The sequence below is a fragment of the Lysobacter sp. KACC 24251 genome, from assembly GCF_057747755.1.
In genome coordinates this window covers 609,896-629,562 of sequence record NZ_CM173222.1, presented here as the reverse complement: position 1 = coordinate 629,562, position 19,667 = coordinate 609,896, and the positions used below count along the sequence as shown (strand labels likewise).

The following is a 19,667-nucleotide window of genomic DNA, read 5'->3' as shown; positions in this document are numbered from 1 at the left end:
CTCAACGCCCCGGCTCGTCATTCCACAGAATCTTGTGCAGCTGCAACTGGAAGCGCACCGGCAGGCGATCGGCCACGATCCAGTCGGCCAGTGCGCTCGGGTCCACCTGGCTGAAGCTGGGCGAGAACAGCACGTCGCAGGTCTGCGTCAGCTTGTGCTCGGCAACGATGGCCTTGGCCCAGTCGTAGTCCTCACGGCTGCAGATCACGAACTTGACCTGATCGTGCGCGGTCAGCAGCGGCAGGTTGGACCACAGGTTGCGCGCAACCTCGCCGGAGCCGGGCGTCTTGATGTCCAGCACGCGCGACACACGCTGGTCGACCGGGCCGATGTCGATTGCGCCGGAGGTCTCCAGCGAGACCTCATAGCCTGCGTCGCACAGGCGCCGCAGCAGTTCCACGCAGCGCTTCTGCGCCAGCGGTTCGCCGCCGGTCACGCACACGTGGCGCGCGCCGTGCTTGGCCACTTCGGCCAAAATGGCGTCGAAGTCCCACCACTCGCCGCCGTGGAAGGCGTACGCGGTGTCGCAGTACTGGCAGCGCAGCGGGCAGCCGGTCAGGCGCACGAAGACGGTCGGCCAGCCGATGCTGCGCGACTCGCCCTGCAGGGACAGGAAGATTTCGGTCAACCGCAGCCGCTCGGGCGACGCCGCGGCCGCCTCGGGGGAAACGGTGCTCATCCGGGTATTTTAGCGCGTGCGGCTGATCCGGCCGAGTTCCAGCGCCCGCAGGCGGTCACTGGCGGTGCGCGCCGCGTCGGTATTGGGGTACTTGGCCACCACCGCCGCGAAGGTGCGCTCGGCGGCGTCCAGCTGCTTCAGGCCCTGCTGGGCCAGGCCCAGCTTGAGCAGTGCGCCCGGTGCTTTGTCATGGGTCGGATAGCGGTTCACCATTGCCTGGAACTGCTCCCGCGCCGGCTCGTAATTCTGGGTGACGTAATAGCTCTCGCCCAGCCAATAAAGGGCGTTGGGGGTGTAGACCCCGTTGGGGTGCTGCTGCAGGAAGGCCAGGAACTGGCTGGACGCGTCCGCATAGCGGCCGGCCTTGAGCGTGGCGAAGGCCGCGTCATAGGCCGCGCGCTCGCCGGCGCCTTCGCGCAGCTTGCCTGCATCGCCGTAAACGGCCGGCGCGGCTTCAGCCGGCGCCGGCTTGCTGGTGGCCGATACCGGCTTCGCGGCCGGCTTGGGCGCGGGTGCGCTGGCCTTGGGCGGCGTGGCCGGCACGGCCGGAACGGCCCCGCCTTCCAGCCGGTTCAACCGGTCATCGAGGTCCAGGTACTGGCGCTTGCCCGACTCCTGCAATTGCTGGGTCAGCTGCTGTAGTTCCTCGACCTGTGCCCGCAGTGCCTGGACCTCGGCCTTGAGCTGGTTCACTTCGTTGAGCAACTGCACGTTGGCCTGGTTGTCACCGGCCCGCTGCTCCAGGATCGCCACGCGGTCGGCCAGGCTTGCGCGCTGCGCCGACGCGGGGGTGGCGGCCACGAAGGCCGCCACCAGGGTTGCACTGACAAGAAGTCCGCGCATTCCTTTCATCACTTCGCCGTGTAGATGATCTCAACGCGACGGTTCTTGGCCCAGCAGTCCTCGCTCGAGTCCTGGCAGGTCGGGCGCTCTTCACCGTAGCTGGTCACCATCTGCTGGCCGGCCGAACCACCGTTGGCCTGCATGGCCGACGACACGGCATTGCCGCGACGCTCGCCCAGGCCCAGGTTGTACTCGCGGCTGCCGCGTTCGTCAGCGTGGCCTTCCAGGGTGATACGGGCGGTCGGGCGGTCACGCAGGTACTTGGCGTGGCAGCCGACGGCGGCCTGGAACTCCGGACGCAGAACGTCCTGGTCGAAGTCGAAGTAGATCACGCGCTGGCGCAGGCAAGCGTCGGTGTCCAGGTCGGCGGGGCCGTACATGCCAGCGGACGGGGCCGGGGTGGTCTCGGTCGGGACCTCGGCCGGGGCCGGTTCGGCTGCGGGGGCTTCTTCCTTGACCTTCTTCGAGCAGGCGACGGCGGCCGTGCAGAGCACGGCGAGAAGGGCGATACGGACGGTGCTATTCATGATGACTCCTCGTCAAAACATGGTGCGGGGTGAATTGAGCCGGGCACTCTGGCCCAACCGGTTAGAACTTGGGTGCCTCGCTTCCATGCGACTCATTGCGCGGCCTGGGCACGGTACGGGCCCCAGGCGGGCTCGCGGACGTCACCGCCCGTGAGGACCAAACGCTGGCGGACGCGCGCATCGGCCGAGACGGCATACAGCACGCCGCGGTGCCCTTCGCGGGCCGCGTACAGCACCATCGACGCGTTGGGCGCGAAGCTGGGCGACTCGTCCAGCGAACCGGGCGAGAGCGTGCTCCAGCGCGGCGTGCCGAAGCTCGCGTCCATCAGGGCCACGCGGTAGTTGTTGCCGGTGCCCTGGGCGGTGGCGACCTTCTTGCCATCGGCCGAGACGGTGGCGCTGGCGTTGTAACTACCTTGGAAGGTGACGCGGCTGGCGCTGCCGCCACTCGCGGAAACCTTGTAGATCTGCGGTCGACCACCACGGTCGGAGGTGAAGTACACGCTGCCGCCGTCGGCGCTCCAAACCGGCTCGGTGTCGATGCCGAAATGGTTGGTCAGCTGGGTCAGCGCGCGGCTGCCCAGGTCCATGACGTAAATCTCCGGATTGCCGCTGCGCGAAAGCGTCATCGCCATGCGACGGCCGTCGGGCGAGAACGCGGGCGCGCCATTGATGCCGCGGTAGCGGGCAATGGACTCGCGATGGCCGGTATTGATGTCCTGGACAAAGATGGTTGAGCTTCCGTTCTCGAAGGTGACGTAGGCCAGGCGGTTGCCGTCCGGGCTCCACGAGGGCGAAAGGATGGGCTCGGACGAATTGACCACCGCCTGCGGGTTGTAGCCGTCGCTGTCGGCCACCATCAGCGCGTAGCGCGCGCCCTTGCCCACGCCCGCGGCGGTGACGTAGGCGATGCGGGTGAAGAACGCGCCGCGGATCCCGAGGATCTTCTCGTAAACCGCGTCGGCAATCTGGTGCGCCACGTCACGCATCGCGTTGCTGCGTGCGGTCATCGCGAAGCCGAGCAGGCGCTGCTGCTTGGCCACGTCGAACAGTTCGTACTCCACGCGGTAGTTGCCCATGCCGCCATCGAGCACGCGACCCACCAGCAGGTAATCCTGGTTGAGGGCGCGCCAGGTGGGGTAGTTGACCTCGCTGCCCCGCGACGGGCGCTCGACCAGGTCGGCGTCCGGCAGGCCGCGGAACTGTCCGGAGCGCTCCAGGTCGGCCCTGACGATCTGGCTGACATCGACCGAAGGGGCGCCGGCGCTGCCCTGGTAAGGCATGGGCACCACGGCGATGGGCAGCGCGGCGGCGTTGCCGCCGACCACGTCGATTTCCAGGCCTTCCTGCTGCGCAGCCGCGGCAAAGGGCAGCAGCAAGGCGAGCAAGGCGGCCCACCAGGGCGTCTTTCGGTTCATCGGCAGTCCATCCGGGGGAATCTGAACAGTCTTAACAGCTTGGCCGTGAAAAGGGTCTCAAAGCTGAACGAAACCCGAACCCGGCCCTTCCGGGCGGGCCGATCGGGACTCTGGTCACCGATCCTGGGCGCGGAAGTTGATGGTCAGGTTACGGCTGAAGACCTCTTCGAAACCGGCGTATGGCAACGGGTCGGCCTTGAGCACGGCACGCTTGATCGATTCCTGCCCCGCCTCGTCGTAGGCGCATGGCGAGGCCACCTGCACGTCCATGACGTTGCCACCGGGCAACTGACGGATCACCAGGCGGCAGGGCGCGCCGGCGGCTACCGACTCGGGTCGGGTCCACTTGGCGTTGATCGCCGCCTGCAGCGCCGCGACGTATTGCGCGAGGAGGCCCTGGTCGACCCCGCCACTGCCGGCACGGGCGCCGCTCGCCACCGCATCGGCGCGGGCGGCCTCTTCCGATGCCCCGGCGGCGCGTGCGTCGGCGATACGTCGCAGCTCAGCCTGCGCCACCTTCGCGTCGCGGGCTGCCAGCGCGCGCAGACGCTTGATCTCCGCGATCTGCTTTTGCCGCTCTTCTTCCTGCTTGGCAAGGCGTTGCTTGCGTTCGGCCTCTTCCTGGCGCTTCTGCTCGGTCAGGTCCACCTGCTCCTGGCGGCGTTTGGCCTCCTGCACCTGGGTCTCGGTGGTCGGGTTCGGCGTCGGCCGGTCCACCACGGCGTCCTGGTTGCGGTCATCCGGGTTGGCCAGCAGCTCCTGCGGCGCGGTCTGCTGCGGCGCGACCTCTTCCTGCGGCACGGGTTCGGGCAGCGGCTGCGGCAGAGGCACCGCCTCTTCCTCGACCGGCTCAGGCATGGGCTCGGGCGCGGTCACCGGCTCGGGCCGATTGGCCAACGTGCGCTGCATGGCCTGCGACAGGTCGCCGGCATCCACCAGCTCCGCCGAGACCGGCGAGCCTGCGGCGGAGGCGGGGCGCTGCGTCTTCGTCCACCACAGCCCGGCGAACATCGCCAGGAAAACCAGCGCGTGAAGCAGCAACGCCAGCCCGATCGCGCGCGAGGTATCGGCGCGGGATTCCCTCATCGTGCGCCGTCCTGCTTGGGCTGGCTCATCAGCCCGACCTTTTCCACGCCGGCGCGCTGCAGCAGCACCATCGCATCCATCACCCGCTGGTAGTTGGCGGTGGCGTCACCCGCCACGTACACCGCAGCCTTGGCGTCCTGGTTGACGATGGCACGCAGCTTGGCCTCCAGCGCCTGCGCGGTGACGGCCTCGTTGCTGCCCGCCTCCACCGCAAGGAACAGGTTGCCGGCCGCGTCCACGCTGACCACGATCGGGTCCTTCTTCTCCTGGATCGACTTGGCGTCCGATTGCGGCAGTTCGATATCGACGCCCAGGTTGAGCAGTGGCGCGGTGACCATGAAGATGATCAGCAGCACCAGCATCACGTCGATGTAGGGAACGACGTTGATCTCGGCCTTGAGCTTGCGCTTGCGGCGGCGCCCGGTTGTGCCAGCCATCGATCAGGCCTCGTCGAGGTGTGACTGGCGCTGCAGGATCGAGGAGAACTCCTCGGAGAAGGCGTCGTAGCGCACCGCGATGCGCTCGACCTTGGTGGCGTAGCGGTTGTACGCCCACACCGCCGGGATCGCGGCAAACAGGCCCATGGCGGTGGCCACCAGCGCCTCGGAGATACCCGGCGCCACGGTGGCGATGGTCGCCTCCTTCAGCTGGGCCAGGCCCTGGAACGAGATCATGATGCCCCACACCGTGCCGAACAGGCCGATGTACGGGCTGATGGAGCCGACGTTGGCGAGGAACTCCAGGTTGTGCTCCAGCCCGTCGATCTCGCGCGAGGTGGTGGCGCGCATGGCGCGCTGGGCGCCCTCCAGCTGGGTGCGCGGGTCCGCGCCCCGGCGCTGGCGCACGCGGTTGAACTCGCGGAAGCCGGCTTCGAAGATCGCCTCCATGCCGCCGACGCCGCGGTTGCGCTCGGTGGCACCGGCATAGAGCTTGGAAAGTTCGGCGCCGGACCAGAATCGCTCCTCGAACTGGTCGGCTTCCTTGGCGGCGCGGTCCAGCACCGACTTCTTGCGGAAGATGATCGCCCATGACGCGATGGACGCGAGCAGCAGGATCACCATCACCAGTTGCACCGGCAGGCTGGCGTGCAGGATCAACTGCAGCAGGTTGAGGCTGTTGTCGCCCGTGGCCGCCGCGACATTCGCGGCGTCGGCGACCGTGCTGGCAGGCGCTTCCTCGGGGAGGGCTTCGGCGGTGGCCTGCAGCGCGGTCAGCAGGTAGGTCATGCTCGGTTCTCCATGCCCCGTGGGGCCTAGCTGGTGTGGCGGGGGTCAAGCCGCCGGTGGTATTTCGGGGTCTTGCAACGAATGGGCCTGCAATTGCGCCAGCAGCGGCTGCGGGATGCCCCGCGGCCGGAAGCTGTCCGCGTGCAGCGCGGCGATCCGGACCTGCGCGGTGAGCAGCAGCTCATCGCCGCGGCGGATGGACTGTGCGAACACCATGCTGGCTTTGCGGCAATCCTGCACCGCCGCGGTGACGGACAGTGCATCGTCCAGCCGCGCCGGCTTGAGGAAGTCGATCTCCATCGCACGCACCACGAAAACGAGACCGTATTCGTTGCGCAGCAGTTCCTGGCCATAGCCCTGTTCGCGCATCCATTCGGTGCGGGCCCGCTCCATGAAGGCCAGGTACTGCGCGTGGTAGACCACGCCACCTGCGTCGGTATCTTCCCAGTAAACGCGTGCAGGCCAACTGAACAAAGGCTCAACCGGCATCTGTGTCACTTCCAAACAGCCCACCTGTTCCCGTTTTCGGCTTCAGTCCGATCTGGCGATATGCCTTCGACGTCGCCATGCGGCCGCGTGCGGTGCGGATCAGGTAACCCTGCTGGATCAGGTACGGCTCGATGACGTCCTCCAGCGTGCCACGCTCCTCGCTGAGCGCGGCGGCCAGCGACTCCACGCCCACCGGGCCGCCGTCGAACGACTCGATGATGATGCGCAGCAGGCGGCGGTCGAGGTCGTCGAAGCCCTCGGGGTCCACCTTGAGCATGGCCATGGCGGCATCGGCGGTGTCGCGGGTGATGCCGCCGCCGGTCTTGACCTGGGCGTAGTCGCGCACGCGGCGCAGCAGGCGGTTGGCGATGCGCGGGGTGCCGCGCGAGCGCCGGGCGATCTCCGCCGCGCCCTCGGGGTCGCAGGCGATGCCGAGGATCTGCGAGGAGCGGCGCACGATGCGCGTCAGCTCCTCGGCGTCGTAGAACTCCAAGCGCTGGACGATGCCGAAGCGGTCGCGCAGCGGCGCGGTCAGCAGGCCGGCGCGCGTGGTGGCACCGATCAGGGTGAACGGCGGCAGGTCGAGCTTGATCGAGCGGGCGGCCGGGCCCTCGCCGATCATGATGTCGATCTGGTAGTCCTCCATCGCCGGGTACAGCACTTCCTCGATGGCGGGCGAGAGGCGGTGGATCTCGTCGACGAACAGCACGTCGTGCGGCTGCAGGTTGGTCAGCAGCGCCGCCAGGTCGCCGGCCTTCTCGATCACCGGGCCAGAGGTCTGGCGCAGGTTGACGCCCAGTTCGTTGGCGATGACGTGGCTGAGGGTGGTCTTGCCCAGGCCCGGCGGGCCGAAGATCAGTACGTGGTCGAGCGCCTCACCGCGGCCCTTGGCGGCCTCGATGTAGATCTTCATCTGCTCGCGCACGGGGGCCTGGCCGAGGTACTCGTCCAGCCGCTTGGGGCGGATGGAGGCTTCGATCGCCTCGTCTTCGCGGGTGGCGCCGGCGGCGATGATGCGTTGGTCGTTCATGACCGCCATGGTCGCATTTTTTGGCGCGCTGTCGGTTGGGTTCGCCGCACGGGAGGCGGCCATGGATGGCCGCCGGCCCCGACTCGGGACAGGATGTCCCGACGGAGGGGCGCAGCGATGCCCTGACAGCTCGTCGCCCGCCCCAAAACCCCAAAAAAATCAGATCTCGACCTGCGCCCCCAACTCCACCAGCCGGTTTCCCGGGATGCGGAAGAAGCCAGTGGCCGGCGCCGCATTGCGGTGCATGAAGGCGAACAGGCGGTCGCGCCACACCGGCATGCCGCGGTGCGCGCTGGCCACCACCGTTTCGCGGCTGGCGAAATAGGTGGTGTCCATCGGGTCGAAGTACATCCCGCCCTTGTCGCACGAACGCATCAGCGCCAGCGGCACGTCCGGAGTTTCCATGAAGCCGAAGCGGACCAGCACCCGATAGAAATCGTCGCCGATGGAGTCCATCTTCAGCCGCTTGTCCTTCGGTGCATAGGGCACCGTCAGCGTTTCCACCGTCAGGAACACATTGCGCTCGTGCAGTACCTTGTTGTGCTTGAGGTTGTGCAGCAGCGCGTGCGGTACCACGCCCGTCTGCGCGGTCATGAACACCGCCGTGCCAGGCACGCGTACCGGCGGCGCCAGCATCAGGCCCGGCAGGAAGCTGTCGAGCTGGATGCCTTCCTTGCGGATCTCGGCACCCAGCAACTCGCGGCCGCGGCGCCAGGTACGCAGCAGTGTGAACACAATCAGGCCCAGCATCACCGGGAACCAGGCGCCGTCGAAGAACTTGGCGCCATTGGCGATCACGAAGCCCAGGTCGACGATGAAGAACACGACGCACAGCGGCAGCACCCACAGTCGCCACTTGGGCCACAGTGCGTTGGCCACAAGCGCCAGCAGCAGGGTGTCGATCAGCATCGTCGCCGACACCGAGATGCCGTAGGCCGTGGCCAACGCGGTGGAACTGCGGAACATCAGCACCACGGTGAACACCGTGATCATCAGCAGCCAGTTGATGTAGGGGATGTAGATCTGGCCGATGGTGGCGCTGGACGTGTGCTTGATGCCCATGCGCGGGATGTAACCCAGCTGCATTGCCTGCCGGGCCACCGAGAATGCGCCGGTGATCACCGCCTGCGATGCAATGACCGCGGCGGCCGTGGCAAGCACGATCATCGGGTACAGCGCCCAGCGGGGCACGGACTCGTAGAACGGGTTGATCACGGCCTCGGGGTGGCTGAGCACGAAAGCGCCCTGCCCCAGGTAATTCAGCATCAGGCTGGGCAGCACCAGGATGTACCAGCCATAGCGGATCGGGCGGGCGCCGAAGTGGCCCATGTCGGCGTACAGCGCCTCACCGCCGGTCACCGCCAGCACCACTACGCCCAGGATCAGGACCGAGTGCGAACCGTGCTCCCAGAAGAATCGCGCGCCCCACATCGGGTTCAGGGCCTTCAGCACTTCCGGCTCCTGAACGATGTTGTGGATGCCGATGGCCGCCAACGCCAGGAACCACACGCAGGTCACGGGCCCGAACACGCGCCCCACCTTCTCGGTTCCGAAGCGCTGTGCGACGAACACCGCGAGCAGGATGACAAGACTGGCGGGGACGATGAACTTGTGCAGGCCGGGCGCAGCCACTTCCAGGCCCTCGACCGCGCCCAGCACGGTGATGGCCGGCGTGATAACGCTGTCGCCGAAGAACAGCGATGCACCGAAGATGCCCAGGATGCCGATCACGTAGGCCGACTTGCCGCCCTTGGGAAGGGTGCGCTGGGCCAGCGTCATCAACGCCATGATGCCGCCCTCGCCTTCGTTGTCGGCGCGCATGATGATGCTGACGTACTTCAGCGTGACCACGATCATCAACGCCCAGAACACCAGCGACAGGATGCCCAGCACCGTGTCGTGATTGCCGACCAGCCCGAAGTGCGGCGAGAACGCTTCCTTCAGGGTGTACAGCGGACTGGTACCGATGTCACCGAAGACGACGCCAATGGCGCCCACGACGAGACCGGCCAGCCCCTGCTTGCCGTGACCGTGGGAAGTGTCGTGCGATGCAGGGGTGGCGGGAACGGTGGAGGACATGAAATTGTCTGCTTGGAGGGCGGCCGTCCTGGCCACCGACAGGTCAGCGAAGCGCGGACTTTAGCGCTTTGCGGATGATGGTGGCGGCATCGTCGCCGGCTTCGGTGGCGTCGCGGGCCATGCGCACGGCCTCGGCCGGCTTGTAGCCCAGTTGCTGCAGGGCGATGACCGCCTCGGACTGGGCGTCGGCGGGTGCGCCGGGCACGTTGAGGGTGGTGCCGGCGCCAGCCAGGTCGGCAGCGCGGTCGCGGAGCTCCACCACCATGCGCTCGGCGGTCTTCTTGCCGATGCCGGGGATCCGGGTCAGTGCCGTGATGTCGCCGGACTGCACCAGTCGCGCGAATTCGTCGACGCTCACGCCCGATAGTACCGCCAGCGCGATCTTCGCACCGATGCCGGTGACCTTCTGCACGTCGCGGAACAGGCGGCGCTCGGCCTCGCGCAGGAAGCCGTACAGCGACACGCTGTCCTCCTTCTGCGCGTAGTGGGTGAAGAGGGCCACTTCGCGACCGAGGTCGGGCAGGTCGTAGAAGGTGCTCATCGGCGCCTCCAGCTCGTAACCCACGCCGTGCACGTCCACCACCAGCCACGGCGGTTGCTTGTGCACCAGGATGCCCTTGAGTCGTCCGATCATGCGGTCATGTTCCCTTGCGGCGCAGCAGCGCGGTGGCCACGCCGGTGCGCGCGGCGGTCTCGCGCATGTGCGCGTGGGTCAGGGCGATGGCCAGTGCGTCGGCCGCGTCGGCCTGCAGTTTCATCGCCGGCAGGTTGAGCAGCAGGCGCACCATGTGCTGCACCTGCTCCTTGTCGGCGGCGCCGCGGCCGACCAGCGACTGCTTGACCACCCGCGGGCCGTACTCGGCGATGGGCACCTTGCGCCGCACCACCGTGGCCAGCGCGGCGCCGCGCGCATGGCCCAGCTTCAGGGCCGACGTGGCCGACTTGTCCATGAACACGCTTTCGATGGCTACTTCCTGGGGCTGCCATTCGTCCAGCACGCGCTCCAGGCCTTCGCAAAGCAGCCCCAGGCGCGAGGGGAAATCCTCGGCGTCGAGCAGCACCAGCGCTTCGCAGTGCACGTAGGTGCAGCGGCCGCCGTGCCCGACATCAATGATGCCCACGCCGGTGCGCTGCGAGCCCGGGTCGATGCCGAGGATGCGGGTCACGTCATGGCCGACGCCGTCAGGCGTAGGCGTCCTCGCCCAAGTCGGCGTTGGAGTAGACGTTCTGCACGTCGTCCAGGTCCTCGAGCCAGTCCAGCAACTTGGCCACCTGCTGCGCGGTCTCGCCGGCGACGGCGATGTCGTTATCGGCGCGGTAGGTCACTTCGGCCTGGTCGGCCTTGAAGCCCGCTGCCGCCATCGCGTCACGCACGCCGGCGAAGGCGTCGGGCGAGGTCAACACGTCCATGGAACCGTCCTCGGGATACACGACGATGTCGTCGGCACCGGCTTCGATCGCGGCCTCGGTGACCTTTTCCTCATCGGCGCCGGGGGCGAAGCTCAGCACGCCGGTCTTCTTGAACATGAAGGCCACCGAGCCGTCGGTACCGAGGTTGCCGCCAAACTTGCTGAAGGCATGGCGCACGTCGGCCACCGTGCGGACCTTGTTGTCCGTCAGGCAGTCGACGATCACTGCCACGCCGCCCGGGGCGTAGCCCTCGTAGCGGATTTCCTCGTAGCTGACGCCTTCCAGCTCACCGGTGGCCTTCTTGATGGCGCGCTCGACCACGTCCTTGGACATGTTGGCGCCCAGCGCCTTGTCGATAGCCACGCGCAGGCGCGGATTGTTGCTCGGGTCGCCGCCGCCGGTACGGGCAGCCACGGAGATTTCACGGATGATCTTGGTGAACATCTTGCCGCGCTTGGCGTCTTGGGCGCCTTTGCGGTGCTGGATGTTGGCCCACTTGGAATGGCCGGCCATAGGGTTGTGCGGTTCCTGGGAAGGGATGTTGCGGCGCGGAATTATAGGCCGGCCGGCGGCCGCGTGCTGTCGGTCACGCTACCGGCCACGCCGCCGTCGGGGGTGGGCCGCGCCTGGGGGGCAAACCGGCCTTCCCCGAGGAAGCTCAAGGCCAGTCGCGCCGCCTCCTCCGAGAACAGCAGGCCGGAGTGGCTGGTGGGGATGACCGCATGGTCGGCCAGGCCCGACAGCCGGGTCTCCGCAACGGCCACGGTGCCGTCGTTGGGCCCGGGAAAGTGGCCGAAAAACTGCCCCAGTCCCAGCGGCTGCTCGCCGGCGACCACCCCGACCTGGGCGCTGCCCTGCCATTCGGGACAGCCCGAGCGCAGAAGGTCGGCGGAGCGGCCCAGGCATGCTGCACCCAGCGCGCGGCTGGCGAGGCCGCCGGCCGCGGCGCTGCCCGTCAGCGGCGAACCCAGGCAGACCACCCGCCCGACCGGCAGGCCGGGGTAGCGTTGCAGCGTGCGCAGCGCCAGCAGTCCGCCCAGGCTGTGCGCCACCACGTCGGTGGGCGTGCGCAGGGCGTCGGCGAGGGCGGGAATGACCGCGTCGGGGCCGCGGGTCACCGGTGCATAGCCAAAAAGATGCGGGGCGTAGCCGGCCTGGCGAAGGCGATGGGCATGCCAGCGCATCGAGGCGCGCGGCATCCACAAACCGGGCAGCAACAGTACGCGTCGGCCATGGCTGGGTTCATCCGCCCGCGTGCGGTGCATGGTCAGCGCCCGCCCAGTTCACGCCGCAGCCAGTCGTCGAGCAGGCGCTTCTCGTACCGCAAGGGATCGGAATCGTTGATCGGGGACCGCTGCAGGAAGCCGACATCGACCAGCCGCCGTTCGCCTTCGGCGACCACGGCGCCGCTGCCATCCAGATGACGGAACCGCAGGTGTATGCGCGGTGGGTAGAGGTCGCGGACGACGCGGAGGTCGGTGGCCCCAGCGTGACGAACGGGCTCATATTCGCCGGCCCGGTTCACGTCCAGCAACGCCACGTCGAGGCGGTGGCCCGGCTGTATCACGTGTTCGGCCTGCTGTCGCAGGTACTCGGCCAGCGGACGGATCCAGTGGCCGCGGTCCATGGGCATCGCGCCCCAGGTGGACTCGGAGAACCCCGCCGGATCGCCCCAGGACACCGCGACCGGGCTCGAACCCGCCAATGCGCCGGCCCCTGTGGGCGTCCGCGTGCTCGCGCAACCGGAGGCCGCCATTGCGGCAATCAGGATCAGTCCCAGCCGGCGCAGGGTGGAAGCGTGCCGTCCCATCGCCCAACTCCTCGTGGTGGGGATGACCGGATTGTGCACCCAAACCCCCTAGTGCGGCGGCTGGCGGCGCAGGATGAATTCGTGGTCGCGGACGCGGCCGACGGGGAATTCATAATCGCCCACGTGCTGGAAGCCGGCGCGGGCGTAGAAGCGCTGGGCGCCGAAGTTCTCGGACCACACGCCGATCCACAGCGTGCGCGGCCCGTCGCGCTCCAGCCAGTCGAGGACCGTCTGGAACAGGCGGCTGCCCCAGCCGCCGGCCTGGTGCGACTTCAGCACGTAAAGCCGCTTGAGTTCGCCATCGCCGGGGCGGACGTCCGGGTGTGGCAGGCCGCACGGCCCCGCAGCAGCATGGCCAACGGCCACGCCGTCGTCTTCCAGCAGCCATACCGCGTAATCCGGGTGGGCGAGGATGATGCGCTGCTTGTCGACGTCGTAGGCGTCGGCGAGGAACGCGGCCAGGTCCTCCGGTGGATACAGGTGGCCGAAGGTCTCGATGAAGGTGCGCGAAGCCAGGTCCGACAGGACCTGGGCGTCGTCGACGATGGCGCGGCGGATGGTGGGCATGGGGACAGGCGGGAAGGCGGACGCGGCAGTACCAGCGCAGCGTGGAGGCGAGGCTCAGGCCGGGCCTTCTTCCTCTTCGTCTTCGTCGCCCTCTTCCTCTTCGTCCTCGTCCTCGTCCTCGTCCTCGTCTTCCTCGTCTTCCTCTTCGTACTCGTAGTCGTCCTCGCCGAAGTCCTCGCCGTCCCAGCGGCCTTCGCCATCGGGAACGAATGCGAGCGACATCGCGTTGGGTGCGGTACCCACCCGCACCAGCCAGCCACCGAACACGCGGGCGCGCTCGGTCACGAGGTTGGCCTCGGCGCCCTCATTGGCGAGTTTTTCCCACTGCAGGGCGAATGCGGTTCCGGTCATGGCTGCTTACTCCTTGGAAGCCTTGGGGCGCACCTGCACGTGCACTTCGGCCAGCTGCGCGTCGGGGATCGGCGACGGCGCATCGGTCATCAGGCACTGCGCAGTCGTGGTCTTGGGGAAGGCGATGACGTCGCGGATCGACTCGCTGCCGGCCATCAGCGCGGCGATGCGGTCGATGCCGAAGGCGATGCCACCGTGCGGCGGCGCGCCGTACTTGAGCGCGTCGAGGAGGAAGCCGAACTTGCCCGCGGCCTCCTCGGCGCCGATCCCGAGCAGTTCGAACACCGCCGACTGCATCGCCGAGTTGTGGATGCGGATCGAACCGCCGCCGATCTCGTTGCCGTTGAGCACCATGTCGTAGCCACGCGACACGGCGGTCTTGGCGTTGGCGCGCAGGTCCTCGATGGAGTCCACGGCCGGCGCAGTGAACGGGTGGTGCAGCGCGACGTAGCGGCCCTCCTCGTCATCCCACTCGAACATCGGGAAGTCGGTGACCCACAGCGGCGCCCAGCCGTCGGCGACCAGGTCGAAGTCCTTGCCGGCCTTCAGGCGCAGCGCGCCCATGAAGTCGCTGACGGTCTTGTACTTGCCGGCGCCGAAGAAGGCGATGTCGCCGTTACGCAGGCCGATGGCCTCCAGCAGCGCCTTGAACGCGTCCTCGCTGAAGAACTTGGCGATGGGCGAATTGACCGCGCCGGCCTCGTCCAGCTTCACGTACGCCACGCCCTTGGCGCCGTACTTGGCGGCATGGGCGGCATACTCGTCAATCTGCTTGCGCGACAGCGACGCACCGCCCGGAATGCGCAGCGCGACCACGCGGCCATCGGCATCGTCGGCGGCGTCGGTGAAGACCTTGAACTCGCAGCCCTTCACCAGCTCGGCGACATCGACAAACTCCAGCGCGATGCGCAGGTCCGGCTTGTCCGAGCCATAGCGGCGCATGGCCTCGGCGTAGGTCATGCGCGGGAACTCGCTGGCCAACTCCACGTCCATCACTTCGCGGAAGACGTGGCGGATCATGTCCTCGGTGAGGTCCTGCACGTCGCGTTCGGCGACCCACGCGAACTCCATGTCGAGCTGGGTGAACTCGAGCTGGCGGTCGGCGCGCAGGGCTTCGTCGCGGAAGCAGCGGGCGATCTGGTAGTAGCGGTCGAAGCCCGCCATCATCAGGATCTGCTTGAACAGCTGCGGCGACTGCGGCAGTGCGTAGAACTCGCCTGGGTGCATGCGGGCCGGCACCAGGAAGTCGCGCGCGCCTTCCGGCGTGGCCTTGGTCAGGATCGGGGTCTCGATGTCCTGGAAGCCGCGCGCATCGAGGTAGTGGCGCAGCGCCGAGACGAGCCTGGTGCGCGTGCGCATCTTGCGCTGCATCGCCGGGGTGCGCAGGTCGAGGTAGCGGTACTTGAGGCGGATGTCCTCGCCCGGGTTCTCGTGGGCGTGGAAGGGCAGCGGCTCGGCCTTGTTGAGCAGCTCGATCTTCGTCGCGACCACTTCCACCTTGCCGGTGCGGATCTTGTCGTTGACCGCGTGGCGCGCGCGCACCACGCCGGTGATGCGAAGGCAGTCCTCATAACCCACCGCCGCGGCGGCGGCGATGACTTCGGCGTTGCCGGCGGTGGCCGCATCGGGCTCGGCGACGATCTGGACGATGCCCTCGTGGTCGCGCAGGTCGATGAAGCACAGGCCGCCGAGGTCGCGGGCGACGTCGGCCCAGCCGCACAGGGTGACGGTCTGGCCGATCAGCGCCTCGTCGACGAGGCCGCAGAAGTGGGTACGCATGCAGAGCTCCGGGTGGGGTAGCGGCGGCCGGCGGGGCCGCAGGGCCGGCGCGGCGCCGGCAAACACGCCATTTTAACTGTTCCCGCGCCGTACTTGCGCCACCGCCGGGAGACCCGGGCGGCGCGGGCGCCTTGGCCGCCCGGCATGCAGCCCGCCGTAAGGATGATCGGAGGAGACGCCCATGCACCGCATCCTGCTCTTGATGGTCGCAACCCTGTGCCTGCTCGCGCTGGCATCGCCTGGACTGGCGCAGGCCCCCCGCGCTTATGCGCCGGAGAACCTGCGGACCCTGTCGTACAACGACCAGGTCCGCGTCATCAGCCTGGAATACGAGGACCAGTCGGGCGGCAGGCGCATTCCCGACGACCAGTTGCGCTTCTACCTGGACCAGGTCAGCCGCTCCAACTGGGGCTTCAGCCGGATCAAGGCCGACATCGCCGAATCCCTGCGCGGCAGCGCGCCCCCGCCATCCAGTGGCGCGCACACCATCCGTTGCGAAAGCCTGGACGGGCGCGGGCGCACCTGCCGCACGCCGTGGCAGGGCCAGTCCCGGCTCGTGCGGCAGTTGTCGCGTGGCGATTGCGTGGAAGGCCGCAGCTGGCAGTCGCAGTGGGGCCAGGTCTACGTGGACCACGGTTGCCGGGGCGGGTTTGCCGAGGCCCACGACGCGCCCGGGACCGGTGGCAACCGGGTGGTTTGCGAAAGCACCGGCTCACGCCAGAAGACCTGCCCAACACCGTGGCGGGGCAGCTCCCGCCTGGAGCGCCAGTTGTCCAGCGCCCCCTGCACCCAGGGTCGCACCTGGGGTTCCAGCCGCGGCGAGGTGTGGGTGGACGACGGCTGCCGCGGCGTATTCGGACCGGGGCAAGGTCAAGGCTGGGGTCCCGGCGGCCCCAACTACGGGGCCTATTCGGTCACCTGCATTGCCAGCGGCCCCGGGCACACCACTTGTGCCTGGGACCGCAGCCGGGGCCGTCCCTATGTGCTGGAGCTGCTGTCCACGACCCGCTGCGTGGAGCGGCACAACTGGGGGTATGACGAGCGCGTCGGCCTCTGGGTCAGTGGCGGCTGCCGGGCCCGGTTCGGCGCGCGCTGACGGTCAGTCGGTGCCGGCGGCCTTGGCAGCCGGCTTCGCCTCGGCGGGCTTGGACTCGGCAGGCTTGGCGTCACCGGCCTTGGGGGCGCCCGAGCTTCCCTCGCCGGCGAGGTTGCGCTTCTTGTCGCCATCCTTCTTGAAGTCGGTTTCATACCAGCCGCCGCCGGCCAATCGGAACTGGGGCGCGGTCAGCTGGCGGCGCACCTGGGGCGCTCCGCAGGACGGGCAATCGGTGGGGTCCGCATCGGACATCTTCTGCAGGCGGTCAAAGTTGTGGCCGCAGGCGGCGCATTCGAAGGCGTAGATGGGCATGGCGTGCAACTGGTTGGCGTGGGGCGGCGCGCCGGCCTGGCAGGTACGGCACCGCGGAAGGTGTGGAGGCATCGCGTGCGGCGAGGTGCCTGCTCCGTGGCATGAGGGCACGAAGGGCCAGAATCAAGCCATTGCCGCGCCGCGCCACGATACACGCCCGCCGTCTCGCGGCCGTGGCGGACCGCGGTTCAGCCGGAATCGCTATGCTCGAGCTTCACGCTCGCAAGGAGACGCGCAATGACTGCATCCCGTTCGCTCGCGGCCGCCGTGGTGCTGGCGCTGGGCCTGGCGGTGGCCGGCTGGTTCGCCGCGCAGGGCATGGCCCGGCTGAAGACCCAGGACCGCTTTGTCACGGTCAAGGGATCAGCGGAGAAGATCGTCGATGCCGACCTGGTGGTGTGGCCGTTGTCGCACACGGTCAGCGGCAACGACCTCGCGCAGGTGCAGCGTTCGATGGATGCGAATACCGCGACCATCCGCGAATTCTTCGCCAAGGCCCGGTTCAAGGCGGACGAGATCGTCGTCTCGCCGCCGCGGCTGGAGGATCGCTGGGCGTGGGCCTATGGCGAGAACCGGCCCCCTGAGCGCTTCCGCTACTCCACCACCGTCACCCTGCGCACCACCCGCGTCGCCGACGCCATCGCCGCGCTGCGCCGCACCGGCGAACTGGTCAGCCGCGGCATCCTGATCGGAGGCCAGGAAGGCGGGGGCAGCGACCCCACCTTCGACTACACCCAGCTCAACGCGGTGAAGCCGGCCTTGATCGCCGAGGCGACGGCCAACGCACGCAAATCCGCCGAGCAGTTCGCCAAGGATTCCGGCGCCCGCCTGGCGGGCATCCGCAGTGCCAACCAGGGCGTGGTGTCGATCAGCGACCGCGATCGCGGCAGCCCGCAGGTCAAGACCGTGCGGGTGGTGACAACGGTGGAGTACTTCCTCAAGGATTGAGGCTCCGCACCCGCCCGGCGCCGTAGCACGTCTGCCGAAGGTCCGCGCCGGGGTCACGCCCCTTCGTAAAGGGCGAGACAGGCTTCCTCGGCCTCGGCCAGCTGCGCGGCCAACGCGTCGCGCTGCCGCGAAAGCGACGGCAGGTCGGTGTAGCGCGTGGGGTCGGCCAGATCCATGTCGATGGCGTGCAGCCTGGACTCCAGCTCGGTCACGCGCGCCTCGGCCTGGGCGAGCTTGATCGGGTTGGTCTTGCGCTGCTTGCCTGCCGCGGCCGGTGCCGTGGCCCCCGGGCGCGCGCTGGCGACGGCCGCGGTTTCGGCCACCGCGGGCATCGCGACGTCGATCGCGTCCGCGCCCTTGCCCCCCTTCGCCGCCCTCGCCTGCTTCACCGACTTGCCGTCGTTGCTGCTGTCGCGCGTGCGCAGCCAGCTGGCGTAGGCATCCAGGTCGCCGTCGAACGGCTGTGCGACGCCGTCGGCGACGCGCCAGAAGGTGTCGCACACCAGGCCGATCAGGTGGCGGTCGTGGCTGACCATGACGATGGCCCCGTCGAAGTCTGAAAGCGCTTCGGCCAGGGCCTCGCGCATGTCGAGGTCGAGGTGGTTGGTCGGCTCGTCGAGCAGCAGCACGTTGGGCTGGGTCCACGCGATCATCGCCAGCGCCAGTCGCGCCCGCTCGCCGCCGCTGAAGCCATCGACCGACTCGAACGCGCGGTTGCCGGGGAATTGCCACTTGCCGAGGAAGTCGCGCAATTGCTGGGTCGCCACGCCCGGGGCGATGTCGCCCAGGTGGTCGATCGGGCTGCGGCCTTCATGCAGTGACTCCACGGTGTGCTGGGCGAAGTAGCCGATGCGCAGGTCGGGATGGCCGCCGCGCTCGCCGGTGAGCAGCGGGATCTCGCCGACCAGCGACTTGACCAGGGTGGACTTGCCGGCGCCGTTGGGGCCCAGCAGCGCGACGCGGTCGCCGGCCTCCAGGATGAAGCCCACGTTCTCCAGCACCACGTGCTCGCCGTAGCCACAATCGGCATCGACCAGGCGCAGCAGCGCATGCGGCAGCTTGGCCGGGGCCGGGAAATCGATGTGCAGCGCGCGCTCGGCACGCACCGCCTCGGTGCCGGCCAGCTTTTCCAGGCGCTTCATGCGGCTCTGCGCCTGCTTGGCCTTGCTGGCCTTGGCCTTGAAGCGGTCGATGAACTTCTGCAGGTGCTCGCGCTCGGCCTGCTCCTTCTCGTGCGCGATCTGCTGCTGGCGCAGCTGCTCGGCGCGCTGGCGCTCGAAGGCGGTGTAGTCACCGACGTACAGCTTGGCCTTGCCTTCGTTGAGGTGGATGGTGTGGGTGGACACGCCGTCGAGGAACTCGCGGTCGTGCGAGATCATCAGCAGCGTGCCGGGGTACTTGAGCAGCCACTGCTCCAGCCACAGCACCGCGTCGAGGTCGAGGTGGTTGGTCGGCTCGTCGAGCAGCAGCAGGTCCGACGGCGTCATCAGCGCCCGCGCGAGGTTCAGGCGCACGCGCCAGCCGCCGGAGAATTCCTTGACTGCGCGCTCGTGGGTATCCGGTGAGAAGCCCAGGCCGTGCAGCAGCTTGCCGGCGCGCGCGGTGGCGTCGTAGCCGTTGAGCTCGGCCAGCCGAAGGTGGGCCTCGGCCACGGCCTCCCAGTCTTCACGTTCCGCGGCCGCACGTTCGGCGAGGATGACCTTGTGCACCTGCGCGTCGCCAGAGAGCACGAACTCCAGTGCCGGCTCGTCCAGCGCCGGGGTCTCCTGCGCCACGCTGGCGATGCGCACGCGCGCAGGCACGTCGATGTCGCCGCGGTCGGCCTCGACCTCGCCCTGGATGGCGGCAAACAGGGAGGACTTGCCGGTGCCGTTGCGGCCGATCACGCCCACGCGCCAGCCGGCGTGCAGTGCGAGGTCGACGTTGGACAGCAGCAGGCGTTCGCCACGCCGCAGGGCGAAATCTCGGAAGGCAATCATGGCGACATTGTACGTGGCCACACTGCCGACCGGGCCAA

At 68.5% G+C, this 19,667-nt stretch carries 21 protein-coding genes and 1 pseudogene; 2 read left to right on the top strand and 20 right to left on the bottom strand.

Features of this window, described 5'->3' with window-relative positions; all coding sequences use genetic code 11:
• Position 1 precedes the first annotated feature (1 nt).
• The 18 genes from queE to aspS all read right to left on the bottom strand — a co-directional run bounded on the left by queE (position 2) and on the right by aspS (position 15,294).
• Entirely contained in the window at positions 2-679 is a 678-nt protein-coding gene (gene queE / locus AC3ARF_RS02900) for a 7-carboxy-7-deazaguanine synthase QueE (protein ID WP_498930126.1), read from the bottom strand.
• A gap of 9 nt (positions 680-688) precedes the next feature.
• Positions 689-1,522 carry a tol-pal system protein YbgF gene (gene ybgF / locus AC3ARF_RS02895; protein ID WP_498930124.1) on the bottom strand — a complete coding sequence of 278 codons (834 nt, stop codon included), beginning with the start codon at positions 1,520-1,522 and terminating at the stop codon, positions 689-691.
• A gap of 8 nt (positions 1,523-1,530) precedes the next feature.
• Positions 1,531-2,049, bottom strand: coding sequence for a peptidoglycan-associated lipoprotein Pal (gene pal / locus AC3ARF_RS02890; protein ID WP_498930122.1), 519 nt, complete (start codon positions 2,047-2,049; stop codon positions 1,531-1,533).
• Positions 2,050-2,141: 92 nt separating this feature from the next.
• Positions 2,142-3,467 (bottom strand): Tol-Pal system beta propeller repeat protein TolB, encoded by a 1,326-nt coding sequence (gene tolB, locus AC3ARF_RS02885; RefSeq protein ID WP_498930120.1) that lies wholly within the window; start codon positions 3,465-3,467, stop codon positions 2,142-2,144.
• 114 nt (positions 3,468-3,581) lie between these two features.
• Positions 3,582-4,553: a cell envelope integrity protein TolA gene (gene tolA / locus AC3ARF_RS02880; RefSeq protein ID WP_498930118.1), complete on the bottom strand. Its 972-nt coding sequence runs from the start codon at positions 4,551-4,553 to the stop codon at positions 3,582-3,584.
• Positions 4,550-4,990 carry a protein TolR gene (tolR, locus tag AC3ARF_RS02875; protein WP_498930116.1) on the bottom strand — a complete coding sequence of 147 codons (441 nt, stop codon included), beginning with the start codon at positions 4,988-4,990 and terminating at the stop codon, positions 4,550-4,552. Before tolR ends, tolA begins: the two co-directional genes overlap by 4 nt.
• Positions 4,991-4,993: 3 nt before the next feature.
• On the bottom strand, positions 4,994-5,779 hold the full coding sequence (gene tolQ / locus AC3ARF_RS02870) for a protein TolQ (RefSeq protein ID WP_498930114.1): 786 nt from the start codon (positions 5,777-5,779) through the stop codon (positions 4,994-4,996).
• Between the two features lie 45 nt (positions 5,780-5,824).
• A complete protein-coding gene (gene ybgC, locus AC3ARF_RS02865; protein WP_498930112.1) occupies positions 5,825-6,268 on the bottom strand; it encodes a tol-pal system-associated acyl-CoA thioesterase in 444 nt (147 codons plus the stop codon).
• Positions 6,258-7,298 carry a Holliday junction branch migration DNA helicase RuvB gene (gene ruvB / locus AC3ARF_RS02860; protein WP_498930110.1) on the bottom strand — a complete coding sequence of 347 codons (1,041 nt, stop codon included), beginning with the start codon at positions 7,296-7,298 and terminating at the stop codon, positions 6,258-6,260. The genes ybgC and ruvB overlap by 11 nt, the downstream gene beginning before the upstream one ends.
• Positions 7,299-7,457: 159 nt before the next feature.
• Positions 7,458-9,377, bottom strand: coding sequence for a potassium transporter Kup (locus AC3ARF_RS02855; protein WP_498930108.1), 1,920 nt, complete (start codon positions 9,375-9,377; stop codon positions 7,458-7,460).
• A gap of 43 nt (positions 9,378-9,420) precedes the next feature.
• A complete protein-coding gene (gene ruvA / locus AC3ARF_RS02850) occupies positions 9,421-10,011 on the bottom strand; it encodes a Holliday junction branch migration protein RuvA (protein WP_498930106.1) in 591 nt (196 codons plus the stop codon).
• A 4-nt stretch (positions 10,012-10,015) separates the two neighbouring features.
• Positions 10,016-10,543 (bottom strand): crossover junction endodeoxyribonuclease RuvC, encoded by a 528-nt coding sequence (gene ruvC, locus AC3ARF_RS02845; RefSeq protein ID WP_498930104.1) that lies wholly within the window; start codon positions 10,541-10,543, stop codon positions 10,016-10,018.
• 16 nt (positions 10,544-10,559) lie between these two features.
• Positions 10,560-11,300, bottom strand: coding sequence for a YebC/PmpR family DNA-binding transcriptional regulator (locus AC3ARF_RS02840; protein WP_498930102.1), 741 nt, complete (start codon positions 11,298-11,300; stop codon positions 10,560-10,562).
• A gap of 41 nt (positions 11,301-11,341) precedes the next feature.
• Positions 11,342-12,052, bottom strand: coding sequence for an esterase/lipase family protein (locus AC3ARF_RS02835; protein WP_498930100.1), 711 nt, complete (start codon positions 12,050-12,052; stop codon positions 11,342-11,344).
• A gap of 2 nt (positions 12,053-12,054) precedes the next feature.
• On the bottom strand, positions 12,055-12,597 hold the full coding sequence (locus AC3ARF_RS02830) for a DUF3016 domain-containing protein (protein ID WP_498930098.1): 543 nt from the start codon (positions 12,595-12,597) through the stop codon (positions 12,055-12,057).
• Between the two features lie 48 nt (positions 12,598-12,645).
• Positions 12,646-13,164 carry a GNAT family N-acetyltransferase gene (locus AC3ARF_RS02825; protein WP_498930096.1) on the bottom strand — a complete coding sequence of 173 codons (519 nt, stop codon included), beginning with the start codon at positions 13,162-13,164 and terminating at the stop codon, positions 12,646-12,648.
• Between the two features lie 54 nt (positions 13,165-13,218).
• Positions 13,219-13,515: a DNA primase gene (locus AC3ARF_RS02820; protein ID WP_498930094.1), complete on the bottom strand. Its 297-nt coding sequence runs from the start codon at positions 13,513-13,515 to the stop codon at positions 13,219-13,221.
• A gap of 6 nt (positions 13,516-13,521) precedes the next feature.
• Entirely contained in the window at positions 13,522-15,294 is a 1,773-nt protein-coding gene (aspS, locus tag AC3ARF_RS02815) for an aspartate--tRNA ligase (protein WP_498930092.1), read from the bottom strand.
• Between the two features lie 181 nt (positions 15,295-15,475).
• On the opposite strand from aspS, the gene AC3ARF_RS02810 reads away from it, so the two are divergent.
• Entirely contained in the window at positions 15,476-16,390 is a 915-nt protein-coding gene (locus AC3ARF_RS02810) for a DUF3011 domain-containing protein (RefSeq protein ID WP_498930090.1), read from the top strand.
• 3 nt (positions 16,391-16,393) lie between these two features.
• Here the strand turns inward: AC3ARF_RS02810 and AC3ARF_RS02805 are convergent, their stop codons facing one another.
• The gene (locus AC3ARF_RS02805) at positions 16,394-16,702 is read right to left on the bottom strand and encodes an FmdB family zinc ribbon protein (protein ID WP_498930088.1); all 309 of its coding nucleotides are present in this window, start codon (positions 16,700-16,702) and stop codon (positions 16,394-16,396) included.
• Positions 16,703-16,939: 237 nt separating this feature from the next.
• On the opposite strand from AC3ARF_RS02805, the gene AC3ARF_RS02800 reads away from it, so the two are divergent.
• A complete protein-coding gene (locus AC3ARF_RS02800) occupies positions 16,940-17,650 on the top strand; it encodes an SIMPL domain-containing protein (protein ID WP_498930086.1) in 711 nt (236 codons plus the stop codon).
• A 389-nt stretch (positions 17,651-18,039) separates the two neighbouring features.
• On the opposite strand, the pseudogene AC3ARF_RS02795 reads toward AC3ARF_RS02800, so the two are convergent.
• Positions 18,040-19,629, bottom strand: a pseudogene (locus AC3ARF_RS02795) (ABC-F family ATP-binding cassette domain-containing protein); the annotation flags it as partial.
• Positions 19,630-19,667 lie beyond the last annotated feature (38 nt).

Bases quoted from the DNA above. Each gene is read 5' to 3' on its own strand.
- queE (WP_498930126.1), bottom strand. From the start codon at position 679: ATGAGCACCGTTTCCCCCGAGGCGGCCGCGGCGTCGCCCGAGCGGCTG.
- ybgF (WP_498930124.1), bottom strand. From the start codon at position 1,522: ATGCGCGGACTTCTTGTCAGTGCAACCCTGGTGGCGGCCTTCGTGGCC.
- pal (WP_498930122.1), bottom strand. From the start codon at position 2,049: ATGAATAGCACCGTCCGTATCGCCCTTCTCGCCGTGCTCTGCACGGCC.
- tolB (WP_498930120.1), bottom strand. From the start codon at position 3,467: ATGAACCGAAAGACGCCCTGGTGGGCCGCCTTGCTCGCCTTGCTGCTG.
- tolA (WP_498930118.1), bottom strand. From the start codon at position 4,553: ATGAGGGAATCCCGCGCCGATACCTCGCGCGCGATCGGGCTGGCGTTG.
- tolR (WP_498930116.1), bottom strand. From the start codon at position 4,990: ATGGCTGGCACAACCGGGCGCCGCCGCAAGCGCAAGCTCAAGGCCGAG.
- tolQ (WP_498930114.1), bottom strand. From the start codon at position 5,779: ATGACCTACCTGCTGACCGCGCTGCAGGCCACCGCCGAAGCCCTCCCC.
- ybgC (WP_498930112.1), bottom strand. From the start codon at position 6,268: ATGCCGGTTGAGCCTTTGTTCAGTTGGCCTGCACGCGTTTACTGGGAA.
- ruvB (WP_498930110.1), bottom strand. From the start codon at position 7,298: ATGAACGACCAACGCATCATCGCCGCCGGCGCCACCCGCGAAGACGAG.
- AC3ARF_RS02855 (WP_498930108.1), bottom strand. From the start codon at position 9,377: ATGTCCTCCACCGTTCCCGCCACCCCTGCATCGCACGACACTTCCCAC.
- ruvA (WP_498930106.1), bottom strand. From the start codon at position 10,011: ATGATCGGACGACTCAAGGGCATCCTGGTGCACAAGCAACCGCCGTGG.
- AC3ARF_RS02840 (WP_498930102.1), bottom strand. From the start codon at position 11,300: ATGGCCGGCCATTCCAAGTGGGCCAACATCCAGCACCGCAAAGGCGCC.
- AC3ARF_RS02835 (WP_498930100.1), bottom strand. From the start codon at position 12,052: ATGCACCGCACGCGGGCGGATGAACCCAGCCATGGCCGACGCGTACTG.
- AC3ARF_RS02830 (WP_498930098.1), bottom strand. From the start codon at position 12,597: ATGGGACGGCACGCTTCCACCCTGCGCCGGCTGGGACTGATCCTGATT.
- AC3ARF_RS02825 (WP_498930096.1), bottom strand. From the start codon at position 13,164: ATGCCCACCATCCGCCGCGCCATCGTCGACGACGCCCAGGTCCTGTCG.
- AC3ARF_RS02820 (WP_498930094.1), bottom strand. From the start codon at position 13,515: ATGACCGGAACCGCATTCGCCCTGCAGTGGGAAAAACTCGCCAATGAG.
- aspS (WP_498930092.1), bottom strand. From the start codon at position 15,294: ATGCGTACCCACTTCTGCGGCCTCGTCGACGAGGCGCTGATCGGCCAG.
- AC3ARF_RS02810 (WP_498930090.1), top strand. From the start codon at position 15,476: ATGCACCGCATCCTGCTCTTGATGGTCGCAACCCTGTGCCTGCTCGCG.
- AC3ARF_RS02805 (WP_498930088.1), bottom strand. From the start codon at position 16,702: ATGCCCATCTACGCCTTCGAATGCGCCGCCTGCGGCCACAACTTTGAC.
- AC3ARF_RS02800 (WP_498930086.1), top strand. From the start codon at position 16,940: ATGACTGCATCCCGTTCGCTCGCGGCCGCCGTGGTGCTGGCGCTGGGC.